Origin of the sequence: Micromonospora sp. M42 (assembly GCF_000568915.1) — a bacterium.
Taxonomy (GTDB): Bacteria; Actinomycetota; Actinomycetes; order Mycobacteriales; family Micromonosporaceae; genus Micromonospora; species Micromonospora chalcea.
The window spans coordinates 2,293,266-2,316,281 of sequence record NZ_KK037233.1 but is presented as its reverse complement, the minus strand read 5'-3'; the positions used below and the strand labels follow the sequence as shown (position 1 = coordinate 2,316,281).

The following is a 23,016-nucleotide window of genomic DNA, read 5'->3' as shown; positions in this document are numbered from 1 at the left end:
TGGTCGTCGGCGGAATCAACCGGTCGTACCGGGGAGCGGAACCGCCGAGACCGATACGGCGGCGGTGTTCTTCACCGACGCGCAGGCCGCGCGCCTGTCCGCCCACCCGGGCCGGGTGGACGCGATCGGCGTACGGATGGCGCCCGGCGCCGACCTCGGCGCGGTGCGCGAGATCGCGTCGGCGGCCGGCGCCACGACGTACGCCGGAAAGGACCGCGGGAAAGCCGAGCAGTCGGAGAACCTGGCCGCCCAGAGCCTGCTGGTCGGGGCCGGGGCGGCCTTCGGCGGGTACGTCGTCCTGTTGATCGTGTTCGTGGTGGCCGGCACCATCGGGCTGTCCGTCCGGCACCGTCGACGTGACCTGGCGTTGCTGCGCGCGGTCGCCGCCACGCCGGGGCAGGTGCGCCGCATGCTTGTCGCCGAGGCCGCGCTGCTCGCCCTGGCCGGCTCCGCGATCGGCGGCCCGGTCGGCCTGCTGGCGGCCCGCTGGGTGCACGGCGAACTGGTCGGGCGCGGGTTCGTGCCGGCCGGCTTCCCGATGGCGGGCGGTCTGTTCGCGGTGCCGGCCGCCATCGGTACGGCCGTCCTGGTGGCGGTGGTCGCCGCGCTGATCGCCGCGCGCCGGGTCACCGCCATCAAGCCGATCGAGGCGCTCGGCGAGATCGCCGTCGAGCCCCGGCGCAGCGGCCCGGCACGGATGATCGCCGGCGTGCTGACGCTGATGGCGGCCGGCAGCGCCGGGGCGTTCACGCTCGGCGGCGCCGGGTCGGCCGGGGCGCTGGCCGGTGCGGTCGGCATGCTCTACCTGTTCGTCATCGCGGTGGCGCTGCTCGCACCGATGATCAACGCCTACGCGGCACGCCTGCTCACCCCGGTGCTGCCGCGCATCTGGCGGGCCGGCGGCTACCTGGCCGCAGCCAACCTGCGGGCCAACGCGCAGGGCATGGCCACCGTCCTGACGGCCCTCGTGCTGTCCGTCGGGTTCGGCGGCTCGGTCTGGTTCCTGCAGGACAACCTGGAACGGCAGACCGCCACGCAGAGCAGCGCCGGAACGCTCGCCGAGCGGGTGCTCACCGCTCCGGGCGGACTGCCGGCCGACGCGGCCCGGGAGATCCGCGAGCTGGCCGGGGTGCAGGCTGCCACCGGGGTACGCCGCACCCAGGTCGTGGTGCGGGCGCTCGGCGGCATCGAGCCGGTCGGCGCGCAAGCGGTCGACCCGGAGGGCCTCACGTCGACGATGGACCTCACCGTGCGCAAGGGCGCCCTGGCCGAGCTGCGCGCCGGTACCGTCGCACTGTCCACGATGCAGGCGTCCTCGTCCGGCTGGGACGTCGGCGACAAGGCGGAACTCTGGCTGGGCGACGGCGCCCCGGTCACGTTGGACGTGATCGCGATCTACGACCGTGGCCTCGGCTTCGGCGACGTCACAGTGGCCGCCGAGACGGTCGCCGGGCACACCGCGGCGAACACCGTCGACGAGGTGCTGGTCCGCGGCGGCCCGGACGCCGGCACCGCGTTGGCCACGTGGGCGGCGGCGCGGCCCGGCGCCGAGATTCTCGACGCCGCCACCCGTACGCGCCTGCTCAGCACCGATCTGGCGCTCGGCGCCTGGCTGAACCGGCTGCTGATCGGCGTGATGGTCGGGTACGCGGCGCTGGCGGCGGCCACCACGATGGTGATGGCGGCGCTGGCCCGCCGCCGCGAGCTGGCGTTGCTGCAACTCGTCGGGGTCACCCGCCGTCAGATCCGCGGGATGGTCCGGGCCGAACAGGCCGGGTTGCTCGGCACCGCGGTGCTGATCGGCGCGACGATCGCGGTGCTGACGTTGGCCGCGATCGTCAACGGACTGACCGGCAGCCCGATCCCGTACGTGCCGCCGCTCGGGTGGGCGGCGGTGCTCGGCGGTACGGCACTGCTGGCGCTGGTGAGCACGGTGTGGCCCGTCCGGCGGCTGCTCGGCGCTCCGCCGATCGACAACATCGGCCTGAAGGAGTAGGTCCATCGGGACGTGCGGCAGCCTGATCGTCAGGGCGTCGAACTGCAGGTGTCCGCGTCGTACGGGTCGAACAGCAGCCGGCTGCCCCAGACCAGCACCCAGTCGTCGGCGTCCGGTACGAAGAGGTCGTAGTTCAAGCGGATCTCGGTGAAGGCCCGTTCGACGGCCCACGACGCCTCGGTCATGCCCGGCAGCAAGACAGCCATCGCCGAACTCGCCGTCATCGTGGGGAGGCTGCTTCCGCCTTGCGTTCCTCGGCCAGGACGGTGGCGCTGACCTCGTGCACGAACGCCCGGACCTCGTCGAACTGGCCGGGATCGCTGTCGTGGCCGGAGTCGTACCACCAGTCGCGCGCCCAGACGATCAGGTCCGCCCATCGCGGCAGGTCGCCGGCGGTCTGCTGGGCGGCCTGCCGCTTGGACAGTTGCCGCCCGTCGCACAGGCGCTGGTAGGCGCGGCAGAGCGTGAGTACCGCGTACGACTGGGCTCCGGGTGGGGTCATGTCGAGCACCCAGTCCGGCCAGTCGCGCACGTGGTCCCGCAGGGCGGCGCGCACGAGGCCGGGTTCGACGGCGGGCAGCAGCTCGCCGGCCGGCGGTCCCAGCAGCGTACGGCCGTAGTCGTGCACGGCGGCCCAGGTCACGACGCGGTGGGTGGTGGCGGGCAGCAGGTGCAACGACTCCCCGGGACTGATCCGGGCGATCACGTGGTCCCGGCCGGGAACGAGGCGTACCGCGTCCAGTGACACGTATTCCACCTCGATCCGGCCGGCCCACAGCGGGTGCCGCCGGTCGAGGTCCGCGTGCAGTTCGGCGAGGACGCCGAGGAGCTTCTCGTCCGGGTCACTCGCGAGCACCGCGAGCAGGTCGAGGTCGCTGCGGTTCATGTCGAAGTCGCCTGCCACGAGCGACCCGTGCAGGTACAGGCCGAGAAGGTCGTCCGTCAGCGTGCGGCGCCACGCCTCGCGGAGGTCGGAGAGAACCGTGTCGGGTGGGACCACCGGGTGATCCTGCACGGTGGGTCGCCGCGGGGCCACCGATAAACCGGCCCGCACCGCCGGTCGTGCCTACGTGCTCGGCGGGTTGCGGTGCCGCTCGGCGAGGCCCGACGCGATCTGCCGCTGCGCGTCGTGCCGGTGCTGGTCGGCGCCGGCCTGGCGAACCGCGGCCGGATCCTCGTCCGACGGGCGCCTCGTCCGGTCGCGGCGGGCGACGAAGACGACGAGCGCGAGCACCACCACCACGATCACCGCGAGCGACACCAGCATCGTTCTCATGCCGTCGACGCTACGGCGTACGCGCCACCTCCGCCGTGGTGACGGTCGGAGGGCTGCTGCGTTCGCCGCAGGACGGCAGGCTCACGTGTCGTGATCGATGACGTCGCGCAGGGAAGCCGGGCCGTTCCGCCGATGACCGACTCCCGGCCCGGCGAATGAACGCCTGGTCTTCCCGGGGCGTCATTCGCCGGCTCGTTCGGTCCCTTTTGGCCGTCCCAGCACTGCCTCACCGATGACGGCGCCGGTTCGGATGCCCTCTCCCAGTCCCGCGGTCGTCGCGAAGCCGCCACCCATCGGGCAGAAGGACAGCCCTCGATCGGCGCTCACCAGGGCCATGGCCTGGAGCGCGGCACCTACCTCTTTCAACGCGGTCGCATAGACTATGGAGTCGTAGGAACGGGCGGGGCGGGCGTAGTCGAGCACGAACAGCACCATCGCCTGAATCGACGTGTGCGGGATGCCCGTCAATCGATGGGCGAGGCCCAGCCACCGGTCGATCGCCGGCGCGGGTCCTGACGCCGGCGCGAGTTCGTGGCTCACGGCGTCGTATTCATATGCCCCGCGTTCCAGGTCATGGGCCGAAGCCGCGATGACGACGGCGGACAGCCCCGACAGCGCCCCGCCGGTCGGCATCGAACGCCACGCTCGCTCGCTCGCGACGGTACGCTCCAAGCGGCGAATCCGAAGTGACGCATCGAGGACGGCGCTGATCTCCGCGCTCCCGATGGGCGGACCGCCATGGTCGCGCAGCGATGACCTGGCGGAAATCGCCTCCTGGAGCGTCATGCCCTCCTGTGAGCGGTCGTCGTGGCCGAGAGCGATGCGCTCCGCTGTCATCGGGCGCCTGACCGGGTTGTCGATCTCCCAGTGAGTTGTTCCGATCTTGGCACCGTACAGCCCGAAGCTCGTGTCCAGGCGCGTCGCCCCGTGGAAGAGTGAATCGTGAAACTCCCACTCCTCCGAATGCTGGTTCCGCCCGGTGACCAACAGGCCGGCCCGGCTCAGCAGGTCGAGCAGTTCACTCTCCGGGGCAGAGTCGACCTCGACATCCGCCCGTGCGATCAGACGTGCGGCGAACTCGACGGCCCATGTCGAGGTCAGGACGACGCGATCTGCCGAGTTCCCGCCGGCCAGTTCCGGTCCGTCGGGACCGAAGCGCATGTGGGCCGACGGAAGGGCGCGAACCGGCCGCACGTACGGCGACGGCGGGGAGTGGCGGACCCGGCGGGCGCCCGGTTCATGTCGCGCGAGTACGTGCTGTTCATGGACGACTTCTACGCCGAGGACGCCGCGGGCGTCGAGTTTGGCCAGCTCCTCGCCACCTCGCGAGGTGAGCTCCCGGGCGGACGACAGCCCGCCGACGGCCGCGACGATCTCCCTGCCGACCTCGGGCGGCATGCGGACGGTCATCCGGCGGCCGCTGTGGGTCAACGCGAGGCCGTCGGCGTCCGGTTCGATGCTCCACCCCGCTGCCGGGGCCCAGCGCCTCATGAGGTCGACCCGATGGGCGGAAGGACTGTGCCCGGAGCGGAGGACACCGCCATTCCGTGTAGCCGCGACAGTGTGTCCAGGCGAACGAGACGCCCGGCCTGGATCACGGCTTCGACCTCTCTGCACGCGGATATGTCGACGAGCGGATTCGCGCGGAGCAGAACGACGTCTGCCACCGTGCCGTCGCTCAGGGAGCCCAGATCCGGACGACGGAGGGCCTCGGCTGCCCTGCACGTCGCCGCCGCGAGCGCTTCGTGCGGGGAGGCGCCCCAGTCAACCATGGCCTCCAGCTCGGACGGCAGGGAGTCGAAACCCACACCGGCGGCTCCGGCGTCCGTCCCCGCGATGAGGGTGACGCCGGCCGCCAGAGCTCGCTCGAAGCTGCGTCGTGCCTCCGGGAGTTGACTGACGGCCATCTCCACCAGACTTTTGCCTCCCTGCCGGATCCAGAGCTGCGGACGCCTCACTATCGATTGGAGCGCTACAGCGGTGGAGCAGAGGGCGGTGCCTTGTTTCGACATCGCACCGGCAGCGGCCTCCGATATCGCGAAGCCGTGCTCCAAGGTGTCGCAGCCGGCTTCCACGGCCGCGTCGATCGAACGTTCCGAGAAGTTCGCGTGTACGGCTACGGGGATGTCCAGCCAACGGGCCTCGGCGACCGCCTCCCTCAGTTCCTCCGGCCGGAGTTCCATCCGGCGCGCCGCGCTGCGCATCACCAGCTTGATCACATCCGCGCCGTCGGCGGCGTTTCGACGCACGAGCGCGCCGATGGATCCGGCTCCTTCGGATTCGACACCGAGCCAGCTTCCGTGCCCGCCGACTGCGGTGATGACCGGACCGGCGACGAACGGCCTGGCCCCGACGAACAAGTCCCGGGCCCAGGCGTTGCGGATGGAGTACCCGAGGTCACGCGGAGCACCCAGGTCGCGGACCGTCGTGATCCCACTGCGCAGCGCGGTCGCCAGATTCGCGACAGCCGTCAGCGTCATGGTGGTGGCCGAGATGTCCGACCAGCTCGACGCGGTCCGGCCATGAGGATCGCTGGTCGCGTGGACGTGCATGTCGATGAGCCCGGGAACGGCGAACAAACCGGTGCCGTCGAGGTGTGGGAGGTCGGCATCTGCGGTGGTGCGTGTGCTGACTGAACCGGAGATGATCGACAATGAGCCGAGGGTGGTGGTGCCGGAATCCGGATCGATGACGGTGCAGCCGGCAATGGTGAAATCCGCGGTCGGCGTGGCCGTCACGACGATCCTTCGGAGACGCGGGCAGCGCGCACTGCCTCTCCGTGCCATCCCCGCGCGCGCGACAGATTCACGGCCAAGTCCACCAGTTCGTCCGCCTCCCGGCCGCGCCCGGCCATGTGGTGCCAGCGCGCCAGCTCTGCCAGCGCGAGGATCCGGGCGCCCAGGTAGGCGTGCCGGCCGGTGCCCGTATCCACAGGCGACGTCATGGCGTCGGTCGCCTGACGGACGGCAGCGAGCAGCCATGACTCCGGGTCTGGAGCGATGCCCACCAGCGCCTCGAGCGCGTTCGCCTCGTCCTCGGGCACCTCGCGGGAAGCGGCTAGGGCGATTCCCGGCGCGAGGTAGGCGTAGACCGGCTCACGGTGGGCGCCGGTAAGCCGGACGTGGTCGAAGTATCGTCCTGTCGCTTGAAGGGCGGCGCGGGCCGAGTCGTGACGTGCGGCAGCGAACGCCTGGTGCGACAGGATGAAACCGAACTGGCGGAACGCCTTCGAGGCGAGTTCGGTGTCGCCGCCGTCGCGAACCTGACGGAGGAGATCTGTCGCGTGCTCGTACGAGGACCAGGCGCCCGCGACGTCACCGGATGCCAACTGGACGTATCCCATGTTGTGCCACGACTGGGCGGCAGCCATCAGATCTCCGGTGCCGAGGCGCACCTGGATCGCCTCGCGGAAGTCGTTCACGGGCGGATCGTCGTCGAAGTGGTGAAACCGCCATACGCCGATGGAGTGGCAACATTCGGCGAGAGCCGACAGGGCCTCCGAATCACGGAGAAGATGTCTCGCTGTCTCCGCCAGCTTGATTGCCTCCGCCCCTCTGCCCTGCTTCTCCACCGCCCACGCCGTGTTGAGCAGTGCTCGCCCCTCTCCGGCGGCATTCGCGGAAGCGGCGCATTCCGAAGCGGTCCGGGAAAACCGTTCCTCTGCCTCGACGTAGCGAGCGGGATCGTCCAGACCTAGCTGAGCTGGCGTGAACAAGGGCGGTCACCTCGACGTCGTCGACTGATTGCTGAGATTGACGCCGATCGTAGCGTTCGGGTGGCTTGTTCACGAGGGTGTGCGACCTGTCGGCAGTTGATGCGCGCCGTGCCTGTGAGGCACGTTCACCACCCACTTTCGCGTCCGTCATCCTCCTTGCCGCCGCCATCGGCCGAACGGCGCGATGGGCTACACTGGCCCGGAAAGGCGTCGATAGGGACGAGTACCACTGCACGCAGCCAGCAGAGACCCGGGGATGGTGGAAGCCCGGGGGTGTGCGCAGCGGGAAGATCACCCTGGAGCCGTCGGAAGAAAGGCGTCACGCCGAGTAGACCCGACCACAACTTAACGAGAGGGCCGCGCGCTGTGGCCAAGGAGGGTGGTACCGCGGGGCCCGGGCCTCGTCCCTCCACCGAAGTTCGGTAACCGCTTCGTTGGAGGATCCATGTACCGCGCTGTGCCCGCGCAGGCGAGCTTTCCCGATATCGATCACGGCATCCTCAAATTCTGGAGTGATCGTAAGGTCTTCGCCCTCAGCCTGGAAAGATCGCAGGGGCGGCCGGAATGGGTCTTCTACGAGGGTCCCCCAACGGCGAACGGTATGCCAGGGGCGCACCACATCGAAGCCAGAGTGTTCAAGGACGTCTTTCCCCGGTACAAGACGATGAAGGGCTTCCATGTCGCGCGGAAGGCCGGCTGGGACTGCCACGGACTTCCGGTGGAACTGGCTGTCGAGCGCGAACTCGGCTTTTCCGGTAAGCGCGACATCGAGGCCTTCGGTATCGCGGAGTTCAACGCCCGGTGCCGCGAGTCGGTGACCCGGCATACCGACGAGTTCGCCCGGCTGACCGAACGCATGGGCTACTGGGTCGATATGGACGACGCCTACCGGACGATGGACCCGGAATACATCGAGTCGGTGTGGTGGTCGCTGAAGCAGATCTTCGAAAAAGGGCTGCTCGTCGAGGACTTCCGCGTGGCGCCCTGGTGTCCTCGTTGCGGGACGGGGCTGTCCGATCACGAGCTCGCCCAGGGGTACGAGGTGGTCACCGACCCGTCGGTGTTCGTGCGGTTCCCACTCACCTCGGGCCCCCTGGCGGGCCAGGCTTCCCTGCTCGTGTGGACCACGACCCCATGGACGCTGGTCTCCAACGTCGCGGTCGCGGTCAATCCCGACGTCACCTACGTCGTAATGACCGACGGCCAGGAGCAGCTCGTTGTCGCGGAGGCGCTGGCGGGCAGCGCACTCGGTGAGGGATGGACCGTCGTCGGCGACTCCTTCAGTGGCAAGGACATGGAACGCTGGACCTACCGGCGGCCATTCGACCTGGTCCAGGTCGAGGACGCGAACTTCGTCATCCTCGGGACGTACGTGACGACCGAGGACGGCACCGGCCTGGTGCACCAGGCGCCGGCATTCGGCGCTGACGACCTCGCCGCGTGCCGTGCGTATGGTCTTCCGATGGTCAACCCCGTCCGTCCGGACGGCACGTTCCAGTCCGACCTCGCGCTCGTCGGCGGCACGTTCTTCAAGAGTGCCGACGCGGTCCTGGTGGCGGATCTCGCCGAGCGGGGACTGCTCTTCCGCGAGGAGGCGTACGAGCACAGCTACCCGCACTGCTGGCGTTGTCACACGGCGCTGTTGTACTACGCGCAGCCGTCCTGGTACATCCGCACCACGGCCATCCGGGAAGCGCTGCTGCGCGAGAACGAGGCGACGACCTGGCAGCCGCAGAACATCAAGTACGGCCGCTACGGGGACTGGCTGAACAACAACGTCGACTGGGCGTTGTCCCGCAGTCGGTACTGGGGCACGCCGTTGCCTATCTGGCGCTGCCCGGACAACCACCTGACCTGCGTCGGCTCGCTGGCCGAGCTGAGCGAGCTGGCCGGGACCGACCTGTCCGAGCTGGATCCCCACCGTCCCTATATCGATGACGTCACCTTCGACTGCCGATGCGGCGCCACCGCGCGCCGGGTGCCCGAAGTCATCGACGCGTGGTACGACTCGGGCTCGATGCCTTTCGCGCAATTCGGGTATCCGCACAAGAACGTCGAACTCTTCGAGAAGCGGTACCCGGCGAACTTCATCTCGGAGGCGATCGACCAGACCAGGGGATGGTTCTACACCCTCATGGCGGTGGGCACCCTCATCTTCGACAAGTCGGCCTACGAAACGGTCGTCTGCCTGGGCCACATCCTCGCCGAGGACGGCCGCAAGATGTCGAAACACCTGGGGAACATCCTCGAACCCATCCCGCTGATGGACGAGCACGGTGCCGACGCGGTGCGCTGGTTCATGGCCGCTGTCGGTTCCCCGTGGTCGGCCCGGCGCGTCGGGCACAACACGCTTCAGGAGGTCGTCCGCAAGACTCTTCTGACCTACTGGAACACCGTGTCCTTCGGGGCGCTGTACGGCCGTGCCGCCGGCTGGTCGCCGTCGGCGGCAGATCCCGCGCCCCGTAGCCGCCCGCTGCTGGACCGATGGCTGTTGTCGGAGCTCAACAGCCTGGTACGCGACGTGGACGCCGCGATGGAGCGCTTCGACACCCACGAGGCCGGCCGGCTGCTGTCCACGTTCATCGACGATCTTTCCAACTGGTACGTTCGCCGCAGCCGCCGGCGTTTCTGGCACGGCGACCCGGCCGCCCTGGCCACGCTCCACGAGACGTTGTCCACCCTGACGCTCCTCCTCGCGCCGATCACACCGTTTGTGACCGAGCGGGTGTGGCAGGACCTGGTGGTTCCGGTCACGCCCGGTGCGGCGGAGTCCGTGCACCTCGCCGCATACCCCACCGGCGACCTGTCCCTGATCGACCCGGAACTGTCGGCGCAGATGCTTCTCGTGCGTCGGCTCGTCGAACTCGGCCGCTCCGCCCGCGCCGACTCCGGCATCAGGACGCGCCAGCCGCTGTCCCGCGCGGTCGTGTCCGCGGCAGGTTTCGCCGACCTGCCGGCGGAACTCCTCGCCGAGATCGCGTCGGAGCTCAATGTCGTCTCGGTGGCACCCATCACGGCCACCAGCGGTTCACTCGTGGACACGACGGTGAAGGCGAACTTCCGCCCCCTGGGCAAGAGGTTCGGCAAGGCGGTCCAAGGCGTCGCCGCGGCGATTATGGCGGCCGAGCCGACCGCCCTCGCCAACGCCCTCCGTACGAGAGGTGAGGCGACCGTCGACGTGGACGGTGAGGCGGTGGTCGTCACGGTGGACGAGGTCGTCATCACCGAGACTCCACGTGCCGGATGGGCGGTCGCCAACGACGCAGGTGCGACGGTGGCGCTGGATCTGGACATCACGCCGGAACTCCGCCTCGCCGGGATCGCGCGGGACGTGATCCGCCAGATCCAGGAGGCCCGCAAGGCCACCGGCCTGGAGGTCGCCGATCGCATCGAACTCCGCTACGAGGCGACCGCTGACACCCTGACGGCGTTGACGGAGCATCAGAAGCTGGTGGCCGACGAGGTGCTTGCGACGGACTTCACCCTCGGGCGGCCGACGTGGGCAGACGCGACGTCCTTCACCGACGAGACGCTCGGCCTGACGTTCTGGCTGCGTAAGGCATGAGGAGCGCCGGGGCCACGAGCACGCCGCCCGTTCGGCCGTGCGTCGTGGCCCCGGCCCTTCGTATCGGCCGGCGGTGGGCCGAGCGGCGGGTCAGCGAACCCCGTGGACGTCCGTGGCCAGAACACTGAACCGCCCGGTGTGGAACACCAGTGCGTCGGTGCGGTCGCCGTGGCCGATGTCCAGCACCGAGCCGAGGAATATGGAGTGGTCGCCGCCCTCGTACACGGCGGCGAGCTCGCACTCCACCCAGCCGAGGTTGCCCTCGATGATGGGGGAGCCGGTGTGCTCGCCGGGCCGGAAATCGACGGTACGGAACTCCCGCTCGTCGCGCGGCCGGCTGGGACTGGCGAAGTAGCGCGCCAGTTCTTCCTGTCCTGCGGCGAGGATCGACACCGCGAACATCCCGTTCGCCAGAATTGTGCTGTGCATTGCGGCGGACTGCTTCACGCACACCAACACCATCGCCGGGTCGAGCGAGACCGACGTGAACGCGTTGGCGGTCATGCCGTGCGGGAGTTCCCGCCCGGACGTCACCACCGTGACGCCCGTGGCGAACGCACCCATCACCGCCCGCATGTCGACGTGACGGTCACCGCCGCAGCGGTCGCGGGACACGGGCTTCTGCTTCGCGGCTGTCACCGTTCACCTCTTCCGTCAGCCACCGGGGCCGTCAGCACGTCGCGCATCATCCACAGCGCTCCCTTCCCCGTCAGGTGAGTGGTCGGCGGCATGCGCGCACCGGCCTCGGCTCAGTCGCCGGAGCCGGCATCGATCGCCGACCGGGTGGAACTCCTCGCCACTATCTGCTCGGCGGTCGCTCGTATCGTCAGCCAGCCGACGTTCGCGGGGTCGTCGAAGCCGGCGTCGGGGAAGGTTCCTTCCAGCCGCGCCAACAGCTCCACTGCGAGGAGGGAGTCTCCACCCGCCGCGATGAAATCGTGGTCGACGTCCACCGCATCCGTCTCCAGCAGTTCCCGCCAGAATCCGCTAACTGTTTCGAGTACCTCAGACGAATCCACGTCGCTCTCCTCAGCGAAGCTCCGAAAGCGTGCCCTCGCCGCGCGCAATCGAATTCTTTAAATCGTTCTTCAGGATCTTGCCGTTCTCGGTCACGGGCATCGATCCGACAGCGAACACGCGGCGCGGTATCTGCTTCGGTGGCAGACGCTCGAGCAGGTGCACGCGAATGTCGTCCAGGCTCGTCCGGCCCGGCCGGAGCACCACGACCGCGGCGACGTACTCACCCAGCCGGGGATGCGGGAGTCCGAGCACGGCCGCGACCTCGACCATCGGGTGCGAGAGGAGGGCGATCTCGACCGGGCGTGCCGAGAGCTTCTCCCCGCCGACGTTGAGGACGTCAGAGACGCGGTCGCTCAGATGCAGGTTGCCCTCCTCGTCGAGATGACCGATGTCTCCGGTCGCCGTCCAGCCGTCCGGAAGGAAGGTTTTCGAGGGCACTGAGTCGTGCAGGTAGGAGCGGCGTCCGCGGAACCGCGGACAGGACATCTCCACGCGGCCGTGGACGCCCGGGCCGACGACGAGCCCCGTCTCCAGGCTCCTGATGCGGATCCGGGTGCCTCGTGCCGGTCTCCCGACGACATCGGGATCCGCGCCCGCTGACGGCATCTCCACCATCGCGGGCCAAGCCTCGGTGGTTCCGTACGCGTTGACCACCCGAACGGACGGCAGCATCCGGCGGATTCGTTTCACATGAGCCGGATTCAGCGGCGCCGAACCGCAGTGGATTACCTCCAGAGACGCGAGCATCTCACGTTGCGACGAGGTGAGCGTCGTGAGATGTGCCAGCATGGCAGGCGTCAGGAACAACAGGGTGACCTGACAGTCGGCGACCGCCTTGCACACGTCATTGGTGTTGAACTCCGGCAGCGCCGCGACCGCCCTGGTGATGGGATGCGTGAGCCCGGGCCCGTCGATGCCCTGGAACGGGGCGTACAACATCATGAGCGCGGCCGCCGTACCGATCGGGAAGGCGTGCAGGATCGGTGGGCCGATGCCGCCGTGAGCGGACGGCGGGCGGGCGTAGACCTCCGTGAAGAGCGCGTGCGGCGTCACGACCGCCTTGGGCAGGCCGGTCGTGCCGGACGTGTAGAGAATGTCGGCCGTCTGCTCGGGGCGGGTCGTCGCCGGCGGGGGAACCCGGTCCCCACAGCGCGGAGGCTCGACCGGAAGAACCTGATACGGATCGCCGCCCGGGCCGTTCCCCACCGGCGACGGGTCCGCAGCGATCCATGCGGAGATGCCGGCGTCCTGGGTGATGAAGTCGCGGACGGACGCCGGAGCTCCCGCCGAGACGGTGACAGTGACCGCGCCCAGCCGTTGCACCGCGAAGTAGGCGACGCACAGATCGATCCAGTGCCTGCGGTCGAACAGCAGACCGACACGCATGCCACTGGTGATCCCTGCCTCGGAAAGGCGCGCGGCCAGCGCCACCGAGTCGTGCAACCACTCCGCGAAGGTGAGACCACGCACGAACGGTTCGACCAGCGCGAGGCGGTCGGGAACCTCCCCGGCTACGCGCTCGAGCAGCCCGAACGTCCCCGTGCAACGGTCCGTCGCGCCGCCTGCCCCTCTCGTCGTCACGGTGCCACCCGGGTCGCGACGTATCGGTGGTCGACGCCCACCTCGTCCGCGACGTAGGCAGCCGCGAGGTGATGGACGAACGGCTGGAGGCCGAGCGCTGACAGAAGAGCGGGGTCGGTGAAGCCCGTGCGGGTGGTCGAGCTGACGCCCTTCGCGCGAAGAGCGCGAGCGACTTCCGCGCTCAGCCGTCCGCCGTCGACGAGGAAGCCGCGGAACGCCTTTTCGTGGCGATAGCGTCTCCGGTAGGCGGCGAGATCGCCGAAGACCCCGATGGCGAGGGGAGCCAGGACGTCAAGTCGCGGATCCGCCGCGGCGTCCATGGACGCCAGGCGGACTCCTGAACCGTACGAGGCGGGGTCGGCCACAGTGACCAGGACGCGACCGTCCACGCGCGACACGATCAGTAGCCCGTGGGCCGCTCCGTAGCTGTAGAGCAGCTCGGCCGGGTGCACCGCCTCGCGCAACCGCCGGCGATTGGCGCGCACCCGGGTGAGAGCGGTCCAGACCACCGCCGCCCACGGTTCGGGAATCCGCTCCCGGCGACCCTCGGGGACCGCCGGCTCGCGCAGGGCATCGAGGTCGTCTTGCGAGAACAGCCGCAGCGCCGATGCCCGGAGGCCACCAGTCGAATCCGCTCCGTCGCGAAAATGATCGATTCCGCTCCAGGCGTGGTAGCGGCGCACCGGCCCCCACGACGTGCCGTCGGCACCTTCGCGTTCGACCAGGAGACCGAGGCGGATCAACTGCTGTACGGCCGGGTCATCGAACTCCTCGGCGACGACCTGGTGCAGAAGCCGCTCGACGCGGCCCGCGCCCAGGCGCCACGACCGGCCCAGCGCCGGTGCGCTGATCCGGATGGTGTCGGAGCCCTCGTTCTCCATGGTCGTTCCCGCAGCCCACGTGTACGCGGCTCCCATGTCACAGCCCTGCCCAGCAGACAGCACCGACAGCCAACTGTCTGCCGGAGTCCAGCCCGACGACGTCATGGAATCCGGCGAGCACCGCATAGTTGCCGCGCGTCGCCCATCCCAGGTCCGAGCCGTACCCTTCGAGCTCGCCTATCGCGAGTCCTCCGATCCAGAGTTGCTCCATGTACTCGTCGGCAGCGTCCCGCTCGGCGTCGACGGACACTGATACGACGACCGATGCGCCGACGTCGAACTCCGCCCGGCCGTACGCGACCGGAAGAAGGGAGGACAACTCCTCGCCGAGGTCGTGCCGGCTTCTCGGGATCAGCAGGGTCCCGTCCGGGCTGTACCACCCGGGACCCAGTTCGCCGGCGTCGACAACCGCGACGTGGAACCCGACCCCCTTCGCCGCATACCGCCGGCGGCACCGACCCACCGCGCCGAAGAGTTCTGCGGGCGACAGACGTGCCCCGCTCACGACGGGCGGGTAGTGCTCGACCACCGCTCCCATGTTCGACGGGTCGGGAAGCGCCTCGGGCATCGACAGCGTGCGCGGCGACGAGCCGTTCCTCATCGCGTCGCTGACGAGGTCGAAGGCGGCGCCCCATCCGTGCTGCTGCCACGGTGCCCGATCACTGCCGGACGTGGGATATGACCGCCACCCACCCGACTCGAAGACGACGACGGCCTGATCGGTCGGCAGCACCGGCGGGCCTCCGCCATGCCGCGACGCGCCAGGCACCCCGCCGCGGGTGAACGGCGCGTCGGCGATCTGGCGCTCCTCGACGACCGGGGGCACCGGTTCCGCCGGAGTTCCTGGACTAGACAAACGGATGGTCATTGTTCACCCCGCCACCCGAGCGACGGAGGAACGCCTCTACCTCGGAAGGGAAGCGCGGAGCGTAAAGCAGCGGGAACGGATTGATCTGGAGATGGAGCAGGGCAGGGACCACCGCGCGAGCGACCACGGCGCCGGCGGCCCATGCCGGGGTGATGTCGCTGTACGCCCAGCGGAACCCCTCTGCGGAGATGGCATCGCCGATCTCGGTCCAGGTACGTCCGCCCGAGGTCGTGCCCTGGGCTTCGGCCACCTGGTCGACGAAGTAGTCGCCCAGGTGGGCGCGCCCGTGCCTCGCCCACCACAGCGCCCGGGTGTTGATGCCCACCGGCCGCTCCTCGGGGTCTCCCCGGCGGTGCAGACGCCAGCCGAGGTGAAAGATGTGCACCGCTTCGATCGCCGCTGAGCGGATCGCATCCGCCGCGTCCGCATGGGCGGCCGACCCGAAGGCCACCTCCGGCAGTCCGTCGCGGGTGCCGACGATGGCGGCCAGCGCGACCTGCAATCCGAAATGGCTGCCGGGCAGCAGCCCGACGACCACGTCAGCCGCACCGCCGAGAATTTCCGCGATGTCGTGAACGGAGTACCGGTCGTCGCCGGGACGGACTCGGGCCGCGCGGCGCCCGGAGTAGACGGCCGCCGCAACGGCGTGCCGTTCCACGACCTCAGTGAGCGCGCGGGTGAGGGCCGTGTCCCAGTCGACCCCGCACGCGGCGCCGATCGAGGTCATCGGTTTGACGCGGGTCGGATCCGAGTCGTGGACCCGCATCCGCTCGACGTCGGCGGGTACGAACACCTCGCCGTCCGGAGACTGCATCGTCACCCAGGTGTTCTGGGAGTGCGCGTTCCATGCGAACGGGCGGAGCAGCGGCTCTTGCGAGCACTGTTCCGGGCTGAAGGTCGCCCGGTCGTCGAGACGGATGGCCTTCGAGCCGAGCTCGTTCGCGGACGCACGCACAGGTGCGAGGGCTGGCTCGTGCAGCGCGGCGCGCTCGACAGCCTCACCCAGTGCTCTCTCGTCCGCCCGTGCGGGGTCAAGATCCCACGCGACGCCGAGCACGTCGTCGTCCGCCTCGACGACAGAGCCGAAGAGCCCGTCGAAAGGGCTCGTGAATCGGACGCATTTCCAATCATCGCGGACGACCGCAGCGGTGAGTGCCATTTTTTGTGGGTCAGCCTTTCCTGCTGGTCTTCCGACCGAAGGTGATGGTGTAGACCGGTGCCTCGTCATCCGAGAGCCCGAGCAACTCCGCCAGCACGTTGTCATTTGTCGCCGGGGTGATCAGCGCGCCGCAGTCGTACGACTCCGCCGCGATGATGAATTTCTGCGCGACTCGACCTACCTCGACGTACAGTTCGCGCAAGGCCCTCTCGTAGGGGAACATTTCCTGGCGGCGGGGGAAGTCGACGATCAGCACGATCGTGGCACTTGCCGTCATGGGTGCCTGCATGCCGCACATCAGATCGGCCATCTCCTGGCGGAAGCTGCCGGAGGTCAGCTGATCGGCTCGCTCGCCGGCGAGGTCGAGAGCCCAGATGCCCGAATCGACGCCGTTGATCGCGTACACGACGGCGCCCATACGCACGCCTGCCAGCGAGCCGGACGGCTCGAAGGGTGCCATGAGCGCGGAGAAGCAGCGGAAGATGGCGGCGACGGTCTCCCGCGACAAGGGCTCCGGCTCGAATTGGCGGGCCGTGCGTCGTCGTACCAGCAGTTCACCGACGCTGAACCCGCCGGTGCCGGCCGTAGTGCCTTCTTCTGCCCAGTTCCACTGCGGCGTCGACGTCGCTGGACGCGTCGGCTGAGCCTGACTGCCGCGGGCCGGATACCGGGCCTCCCGCCTGCTCTCCGAGATCTGCTCGGACCAGTTGAAGTAGTCGAGGCTCGGACGCCACCCGTTCGTGACCCAATCGGTCGAGATCGAATCGAGGTCGTCGGACGGAGACAGTTCGCGTGCCCCGACCTCGGGGGCGTCCGACACGAGTTTCCGGGCGAGTTCGGCGGCGTCGAAGCGGACCGACTGCGCCGACTGGGAGTCTTCGAGAACGGCGGCGTCACGGTCGGGTCGGATGACGAGGAGTGGCGACCATGTCGTGGACATCAATCCCGGCTTTCTGCAGGCTGATCGGCTGCGTGTACGAGAGTCGCTGCGATTGTCGCCTCGACGCGGTGGTCGGTGCCGAGCGCGTCCGCGACCTTTTTACCGTCGAGGTGCTGGGCATGCCGGACCGCCCAACCGTTCGCGCGGCTCAGGTACTCGGCAGTACCCATGAGGTGGCCCACATCCATGTGCACCGTCCGGAAGGTCCTTGGTTCCCGGTAGCGGTAGCGGTTCCGGGCGAAATAGGAGTTGAAGAATATGAGTGCGTAGGGGCGGTTGTCGTCGGCGATACCCGACAGGTCCGCCAGGTCGCGTGACGAGGCGTCGAGGTGATCCATGCGGTCCAGCGCACCGTCGACGGTCGCGACTTGGTAGACACCGTCGTCGATCCCGTCGACGGCATGCGTGACGACGGAGAACTCCGTCGGATGACGACTACCGCCGGAAGGGCTCGTCTTCCGCAGCAGGTTGGCCGATTCCGCGAACGGCATCCTGGCCTGACGAATCGGTCGGGTCAGCAGGGAGAGCAGCGACGCAAGGCGGTCGTAGTCCAGCGGCTGCGCCGCTACCGCAAGGTTCGTCGCCGCCGAAGCGGTCGCGGGGAACAACTCCGGGGCGGGGTCCGGCAGTGCGTACACCTTCTCCTGGTCGTGCAGCCGGGGCCGGGCCCGATCGACGTCGGGTTGCTGCGCGTTGTACGCGACCATCCGGCGTACGTCCTCCGCGGAGTTGCCGTCAGCCTCGTAGAACTCGAAGGGGTATCCGTAAGTACGCGCGTGATAGCGGGAGGCGGCCCGCCATCCATTCTCGGCCCACGACTCCAGCCACCGCCGCGTCTTGATCGCCTCGGCGTCGTCATCGCGCACCAGGTACTCGTGGGCGACCAGCCACTCGGCGATCAGCTCGGCCCTGCGCACGGAGCCGATCGCCGCCATGATCGGCTCCGACAGGGAATAGATGGTTCCCGGAGCGAAGGCGGCAACGAGCAGACCCGCAGCCGACGCGGGAACCTTGTGTCCGTTCAACCTGTCGTCTCGGCTGATGAGCCACAGGTCACTGGCCGCCGGCTCGATGCGCACAAGAGGGTGCGCGCGATACGTTGCGGAACGGGCGTCGGTGCCGTTTTCTGCGGCAGCCTCAGCTAGCGTCTCCAAAGCAGGGTCCTATCTCTTGTACGCTCCGACCGGTTGACTTTCTGGACAACCTGAATGATTGACATCCTGTCGGCGTTCCCGGATACGGCTGCCCGATGACAGGAAAGCGCGTGCTAACCGGCCGAAAGACGGCCGGTTAGCACGCGACAGTTGGATCACAGGGACGTGAAGCCGCCGGTGCAGCCGCCCTGGATGAGGGCCGTCGAGAAGAGGTCGACCTCCTCGAAGAGACCCTCGATGTTGTCGATGGACGATTCCTCGGCGGTCTCGTTGAGGGAGACCTCTGCGTTTTGCGCGGACATTTCCTGCGCGGTGGTTGTCATCATGCAAAAAGCATTACAGGGCTATTTAGCTATGTCAATGAGTGCAGCTGCGGCGGGCGGAGTCCTGGCTCTTCCGGACATATTTGCGCCTCGACGTCGACGCGACGAGCGAGCGTCCGGCCACCGCCCGGCGCCGGGCGGTGGCCGAAGAAGTGCCAAGGCTGAGGTGCGGTGGGGCGGACGATCGCAGCGTGTGGACGGTCGGCGGGTTTGGCCGCTCAACCCACCTCGGTCTGGACGCGGATCGCCGCTCGCGCGGAGAGTTGCTCCCACTGCTGCGACAGTCCGCGACTGAGGCGGGCCACCAGCGGGAGGCAGTGCGGTGGAAGAGCGTTGATGATGTCGTGGTCGGAGACCAGGCTGAGTTGTTGATGCAGCATGCGCAGCAGGGTGCGCCCGGCCTCGGTGTAGCGCACGGACGGATCCTTGGCGAGGTTCTCCAGCGCCAACGCGGTGACGTCCCGGCTCGGCTCGGGCGCGCCGGGCGCCTCCTTGACCGCGGACAGTGCCCGTGCCGGCGACGGTGAACCCGCCGCACCGTCGTTCTGTTTGCGGCGTATGGTGCGGACCGTGTTCGGTGAGACGCCGGCCAACCGGGCGATTTCCCGCAGCGAAGCATCAGGTCGTTCGGTCAGGAGCGCGACGACAGCTTTCCGGCCGGCGTCGGCGTCTGTCGGCCGGACCCGTCCGTCCCGGCCGGTCCGCTCGGCCGGCATCGGCTGGCCGCTGCGCTGCCTCAATGTGCTGATCGTCTTGGCCGACAGCCCGGTGGCGCGGCCGAGTGACCGGTCCGACCAATGCGCGAACATCTCCAGCAGACGTTCGGCCGCCGCCCGGCGGTCGGCCAGGGTCAGCGGCAGGCCGTGCTTGATGTTGCTCGTGACGCTGCGCAGGAAGGCCATCTGGTCGTCGTCGTCGAGCATCAGCGCGTGAATCGAGTCCGCACCACGGAGCAGTGCCGCCTGCAGACGATGCATCCCGTCGATGACGCGCATGGTGCTGCGCTGCACCAGGATCGGCGGGTGCTGGAGTTCGGACTGGGCCAACAGCTGTACGTGCGTCTCGTCGACCCCGTGCCGGCGGGGGCCCTGACCGGGCAGGAGCGACCGGATCGGTACCGATACGGCCTCCTGCTGGCTTCCTTCGGTCCAGCTCTCCACAACCTGCAGCGGATCGTTGGCGTCGATCAACCTGTCCTCCCCGTGAACAGCTGCTGATGCCTCGCTGACCGGCTCTTCGTGGGCTCAGTCGTCGCCTCTCGTGAGTGGAACCGGTCCGATAAATCAGAGAACAACTTGTCGGAAATTTCGGGCTCCGGTGATGCCGCTGGTAGTGGGCCGATCCTGAGTGCTCTGGCGGCCCGCGGCATGTGCAACTGTAGCTTCTGACCGCTTGCACAGGTGCCCCGTGGCACCCGGAAATTTCTCGGATTCAATGCGTCGACGCTCTTTTCCCTGCTTGGCGGTCGGTCTCGCTGTGGTGTAGGGCAGGGGGTCACCTACGCGGTCGCGGGTGGCATGCCGTGCGACCCGGTGTCGCGTGCGCAGCTACGGAACCGCATCACTGCCGCGCCGGGATTCTCGGTGCCTTTCCGTAACTTCCGGGAGTGAGAGGGCCATGGCGACCTGGGCGCCGCCTACCGGTTCGAGAGCGACTGCGGCCTGCTGTCGTCGCGTGCCCGGGCACCTGGGCCGCGAGGTGGTCCACGTCGCCGATCAGTCCTGTACATCCCCTGCCCTCGAGACGAACCGGTGCGGGCGCATGCCGACCCGGCAGCCACGAAGCGCCTCGACGACAACGGTGTCGGAAGGAGCGCTGGTCTCGCGGCCGCTCCGAGGACTGGCCACCATCGCCACCAGGGAAGCCTCACCACCGGGAGTCTCAACCGCAAGTCGTAGGGTCATGCCCGGAAGCGCCGCATGCAGGCGTGCCGCCGTGGTGGGTAGGTGGATCCAGCTGTGGTCGATCTTGACCCAGTCGTCCGTCGCGCGGAACGACACGACGCCGGTCTCCGCGACGAGAGCGTCCGCGCTGAGCTCCGGTCGCAGGACCGCGGTGACGAGAATCGACTCGAACGCGCGCAACCACTGCTCCGCCTCGGCGGGAGCGACATAGGCGGTGTCGACGAGCATCAGCACTTCGAGTATGTCGTCGCGGCGGTCCAGGTAGCAGAAGAGGGTGCTCGTGCTGCACTGGTCGCCGCCCAGCCACCGGACGGAGGTCCTGGCCGCTTCCTCCCGTATCCGCGCGGCGTTCGGTGCCTCCGCGGGGAGCGGCACGAACAGTCGGCTGTTGAGCCAGTAGGAGAGATCCAGCGGGAAGCCGCGCCGCTTCTCGACGCGCTCGCGCACCTCCATCAGGCCTCGGTGCGGGAAGCGCCCGGTCAGTGTCGCGTGGTGGATGGCGCCGGCGGATCGCCGCAGCAGTGCGTCGAAGTCGGCGTCGTCGATCGCCACGCAGGTGGGAACGTCCTGGGTGAGGCAACCCACCACGGCAGCCGTGTCCCGACCGGCCCGGTTGCTGACGCACACCTGGAGGTGGGCCCGGCTCAGCCCGCTGACGTGGGCCAGCACGAGGGAGAGGGCCGCGTGGCCGACCGCCGTCTCGCTGACCCCGTGCCGCTTGGCCAGGTGACTCAGGCACCACGCGCCGGCTGACGTCTGCATCACCACGTACCGATAGCGGGGATGCAACGGCTCGACCGGGAGCCGGGGCAGCATGCTCTGAGGCATGCGTGCAAGGCTCCGTTCGTGCCGGAGCAGCGCACGGGCCCCTTCCCGCCGGCCGGCCTCACTGCTCTCCCAGTGGCTGACATCGACGGGGTGGATCGCCGACGGCTCGCCGTCGGAGACGTCAGCCTGGAGGACGTGGCGGAGGTGCCAGGTCATCCAGTGAGCGCCGAGGTAGTCCGACGCGAGATGGTTGATGGCCAGCAGGACGAAGGCCGGGCCACTCCGATCGGTCAGGATGCCCACGCGAACGGGGAGGTCGTCGGCCCCGAACGGGGTGCCCGCCAGCTCGGCTGCCGATTCGAGAGCCGATGTGAAGGTGGCTGTCACGGCGGTGATCACCGCGACGTGCAGGACTCCCTCGGTTGTGACCCTTTGCTGTGCGGAGGGCGCGTCCGGCTCGAACAGGGTTCGCGCGGACTCGCAGGCCTCGACCATTCCTCTGATGGCGGACGCGACCTCGTCGGCTTTCAGACCCGGCTTGATCCGGTGAGCGAACTTGAGGTTGAGTGAGGCGTTGTTCGGCTGGAGATCCGCCATCAGTTGCGCCATCCTCTGCTGTCCCCAGGTCAGATCGGCGGTTCGCCCGGACGGCGCACGAAAACGAATTTCCAATTTTTCTCCGTCCCGCAGTGACATCTTCTCCGTTGAACAGGACACCGAAAACAATTCGATTCAGAGAGAGGCTTGCGTCGAAGGCTATCGCTGGCATCCGTGCGGGGCAAGGTGGTTGGCGCGGCGATGGAAATGGTGCATGCTCGTCCGGTGGCATTGATCCAAGTCGCAGGACTGCGTAAGGTCTTCCGCAAGCCGGAGAAGGCGCCGGGGCTACGCGGTTCCCTCCGGCACCTGCTCCAGCGTAGATTCTCCGAGCACGTCGCTGTGGACGGCATCGATCTGTCTGTGGCACAGGGCGAGGCGGTGGCCTACGTCGGTCCGAACGGCGCCGGCAAGTCCACCACGGTGAAGATGCTTTCCGGGATCCTGGTCCCGACGGCTGGACAGGTCCTCGTCGACGGCTTGGTGCCGTACCGGGCGAGGGTGGAGAACGCGCGACGCGTCGGCGTCGTCTTCGGGCAGCGAACGCAGCTGTGGTGGGACCTGCCCGTACGTGACTCGCTCGAACTGCTGCGGGACATGCACGGTCTGGGCGCCGCGCGGTACCGGGAGACACTGGCCCGCCTCGACGACGTCCTCGGCTTGGCCGACCTTCTCCCGGTGGTCGCCCGTAAGTTGTCGCTGGGGCAACGCATGCGGGCCGACCTCGCCGCGGCGCTGCTCCACGAACCGCGGATCGTCTACCTGGACGAGCCGACGATCGGCTTGGACATCGCGGTGAAGGACCGGGTGCGTTCCTTCGTGCGTCGGCTGGTGGCGGACGGGACGACGGTCATGCTCACCACCCACGACCTCGCCGACATCGAGGACATCTGCCGGCGCATCGTGATCATCGACGCGGGACGTGTGGTGTACGACGGTGACCTGCAGTCGGTGAAGGACACCCATGTCCGCGAGCGGTCGATGTCCTTCGAGCTGGCCGCCGGCTTGCCGGGCGTCGATCGGATCGCCGCGCGACTGCCGGGCGCTCAGGTCCGCGCGGGGTCGGACGACCGCGAGCTCACGGTCACCTTCGACCGGATGACGCTCGGCGCGCGAGAGGTGCTGGCGGCAGTGCTCGCCGAGGCGGAGATCGTCGACATGCACATCGACGAGCCGGCCATCGAGACGGTCGTCCGGAAGGTGTACGCGGGGCAGTTGCGGCCCGAGCCCGGCGGCGGGGTCGATCGGGAGACCGTGTCATGACATTCG

At 68.8% G+C, this 23,016-nt stretch carries 20 protein-coding genes; 3 read left to right on the top strand and 17 right to left on the bottom strand.

Annotated features, from left to right (window positions below; genetic code table 11):
* The first annotated feature begins 64 nt into the window (after window positions 1–64).
* Entirely contained in the window at window positions 65–1,996 is a 1,932-nt protein-coding gene (locus MCBG_RS10455) for an ABC transporter permease (RefSeq protein WP_223201171.1), read from the top strand.
* A 29-nt stretch (window positions 1,997–2,025) separates the two neighbouring features.
* Here the strand turns inward: MCBG_RS10455 and MCBG_RS32420 are convergent, their stop codons facing one another.
* From MCBG_RS32420 to MCBG_RS32985, 6 genes are all read right to left on the bottom strand, one after another.
* A complete protein-coding gene (locus MCBG_RS32420) occupies window positions 2,026–2,202 on the bottom strand; it encodes a hypothetical protein (protein WP_157560777.1) in 177 nt (58 codons plus the stop codon).
* A 14-nt stretch (window positions 2,203–2,216) separates the two neighbouring features.
* Window positions 2,217–2,996, bottom strand: coding sequence for an aminoglycoside adenylyltransferase domain-containing protein (locus MCBG_RS10450; protein WP_043325344.1), 780 nt, complete (start codon window positions 2,994–2,996; stop codon window positions 2,217–2,219).
* A 66-nt stretch (window positions 2,997–3,062) separates the two neighbouring features.
* Window positions 3,063–3,272 (bottom strand): hypothetical protein, encoded by a 210-nt coding sequence (locus tag MCBG_RS10445; protein ID WP_043325343.1) that lies wholly within the window; start codon window positions 3,270–3,272, stop codon window positions 3,063–3,065.
* Between the two features lie 180 nt (window positions 3,273–3,452).
* Window positions 3,453–4,682: a nitroreductase family protein gene (locus MCBG_RS10440; RefSeq protein ID WP_198033290.1), complete on the bottom strand. Its 1,230-nt coding sequence runs from the start codon at window positions 4,680–4,682 to the stop codon at window positions 3,453–3,455.
* 77 nt (window positions 4,683–4,759) lie between these two features.
* Window positions 4,760–6,010 carry an amidohydrolase family protein gene (locus MCBG_RS10435; protein ID WP_043325340.1) on the bottom strand — a complete coding sequence of 417 codons (1,251 nt, stop codon included), beginning with the start codon at window positions 6,008–6,010 and terminating at the stop codon, window positions 4,760–4,762.
* Window positions 6,007–6,987 carry a hypothetical protein gene (locus MCBG_RS32985; protein WP_124778788.1) on the bottom strand — a complete coding sequence of 327 codons (981 nt, stop codon included), beginning with the start codon at window positions 6,985–6,987 and terminating at the stop codon, window positions 6,007–6,009. The genes MCBG_RS10435 and MCBG_RS32985 overlap by 4 nt, the downstream gene beginning before the upstream one ends.
* A gap of 445 nt (window positions 6,988–7,432) precedes the next feature.
* Between MCBG_RS32985 and ileS the strand changes: the two genes are divergently transcribed.
* Complete coding sequence (gene ileS, locus MCBG_RS10425) at window positions 7,433–10,552, top strand: isoleucine--tRNA ligase (protein ID WP_043325338.1); 3,120 nt, start codon at window positions 7,433–7,435, stop codon at window positions 10,550–10,552.
* A 90-nt stretch (window positions 10,553–10,642) separates the two neighbouring features.
* Here the strand turns inward: ileS and MCBG_RS10420 are convergent, their stop codons facing one another.
* The 11 genes from MCBG_RS10420 to MCBG_RS10375 all read right to left on the bottom strand — a co-directional run bounded on the left by MCBG_RS10420 (window position 10,643) and on the right by MCBG_RS10375 (window position 21,846).
* On the bottom strand, window positions 10,643–11,191 hold the full coding sequence (locus MCBG_RS10420) for a flavin reductase family protein (protein ID WP_051611124.1): 549 nt from the start codon (window positions 11,189–11,191) through the stop codon (window positions 10,643–10,645).
* Window positions 11,192–11,301: 110 nt separating this feature from the next.
* Window positions 11,302–11,571 (bottom strand): phosphopantetheine-binding protein, encoded by a 270-nt coding sequence (locus tag MCBG_RS10415; RefSeq protein WP_069087898.1) that lies wholly within the window; start codon window positions 11,569–11,571, stop codon window positions 11,302–11,304.
* A gap of 10 nt (window positions 11,572–11,581) precedes the next feature.
* The gene (locus MCBG_RS10410) at window positions 11,582–13,153 is read right to left on the bottom strand and encodes a class I adenylate-forming enzyme family protein (RefSeq protein ID WP_043325333.1); all 1,572 of its coding nucleotides are present in this window, start codon (window positions 13,151–13,153) and stop codon (window positions 11,582–11,584) included.
* Entirely contained in the window at window positions 13,150–14,034 is an 885-nt protein-coding gene (locus MCBG_RS10405; RefSeq protein ID WP_140946252.1) for a hypothetical protein, read from the bottom strand. The genes MCBG_RS10410 and MCBG_RS10405 overlap by 4 nt, the downstream gene beginning before the upstream one ends.
* Window positions 14,035–14,071: 37 nt before the next feature.
* Window positions 14,072–14,902, bottom strand: coding sequence for a hypothetical protein (locus MCBG_RS10400; protein WP_124778786.1), 831 nt, complete (start codon window positions 14,900–14,902; stop codon window positions 14,072–14,074).
* Window positions 14,883–16,061 carry a YcaO-like family protein gene (locus tag MCBG_RS10395; RefSeq protein ID WP_043325328.1) on the bottom strand — a complete coding sequence of 393 codons (1,179 nt, stop codon included), beginning with the start codon at window positions 16,059–16,061 and terminating at the stop codon, window positions 14,883–14,885. Before MCBG_RS10395 ends, MCBG_RS10400 begins: the two co-directional genes overlap by 20 nt.
* A 10-nt stretch (window positions 16,062–16,071) precedes the next feature.
* Window positions 16,072–17,001 (bottom strand): nitroreductase family protein, encoded by a 930-nt coding sequence (locus MCBG_RS10390; RefSeq protein ID WP_043325326.1) that lies wholly within the window; start codon window positions 16,999–17,001, stop codon window positions 16,072–16,074.
* On the bottom strand, window positions 17,001–18,155 hold the full coding sequence (locus MCBG_RS10385; protein WP_124778785.1) for a nitroreductase family protein: 1,155 nt from the start codon (window positions 18,153–18,155) through the stop codon (window positions 17,001–17,003). The genes MCBG_RS10390 and MCBG_RS10385 overlap by 1 nt, the downstream gene beginning before the upstream one ends.
* 155 nt (window positions 18,156–18,310) lie before the next feature.
* The gene (locus MCBG_RS32415; protein WP_157539106.1) at window positions 18,311–18,481 is read right to left on the bottom strand and encodes a hypothetical protein; all 171 of its coding nucleotides are present in this window, start codon (window positions 18,479–18,481) and stop codon (window positions 18,311–18,313) included.
* Between the two features lie 215 nt (window positions 18,482–18,696).
* A complete protein-coding gene (locus MCBG_RS10380) occupies window positions 18,697–19,668 on the bottom strand; it encodes a ParB/RepB/Spo0J family partition protein (RefSeq protein WP_051611122.1) in 972 nt (323 codons plus the stop codon).
* Between the two features lie 525 nt (window positions 19,669–20,193).
* Window positions 20,194–21,846 carry a condensation domain-containing protein gene (locus MCBG_RS10375; RefSeq protein WP_084789477.1) on the bottom strand — a complete coding sequence of 551 codons (1,653 nt, stop codon included), beginning with the start codon at window positions 21,844–21,846 and terminating at the stop codon, window positions 20,194–20,196.
* A gap of 75 nt (window positions 21,847–21,921) precedes the next feature.
* Here MCBG_RS10375 and MCBG_RS10370 point away from each other — a divergent pair, with 75 nt between their 5' ends.
* Entirely contained in the window at window positions 21,922–23,010 is a 1,089-nt protein-coding gene (locus MCBG_RS10370; RefSeq protein ID WP_223201170.1) for an ABC transporter ATP-binding protein, read from the top strand.
* Window positions 23,011–23,016 lie beyond the last annotated feature (6 nt).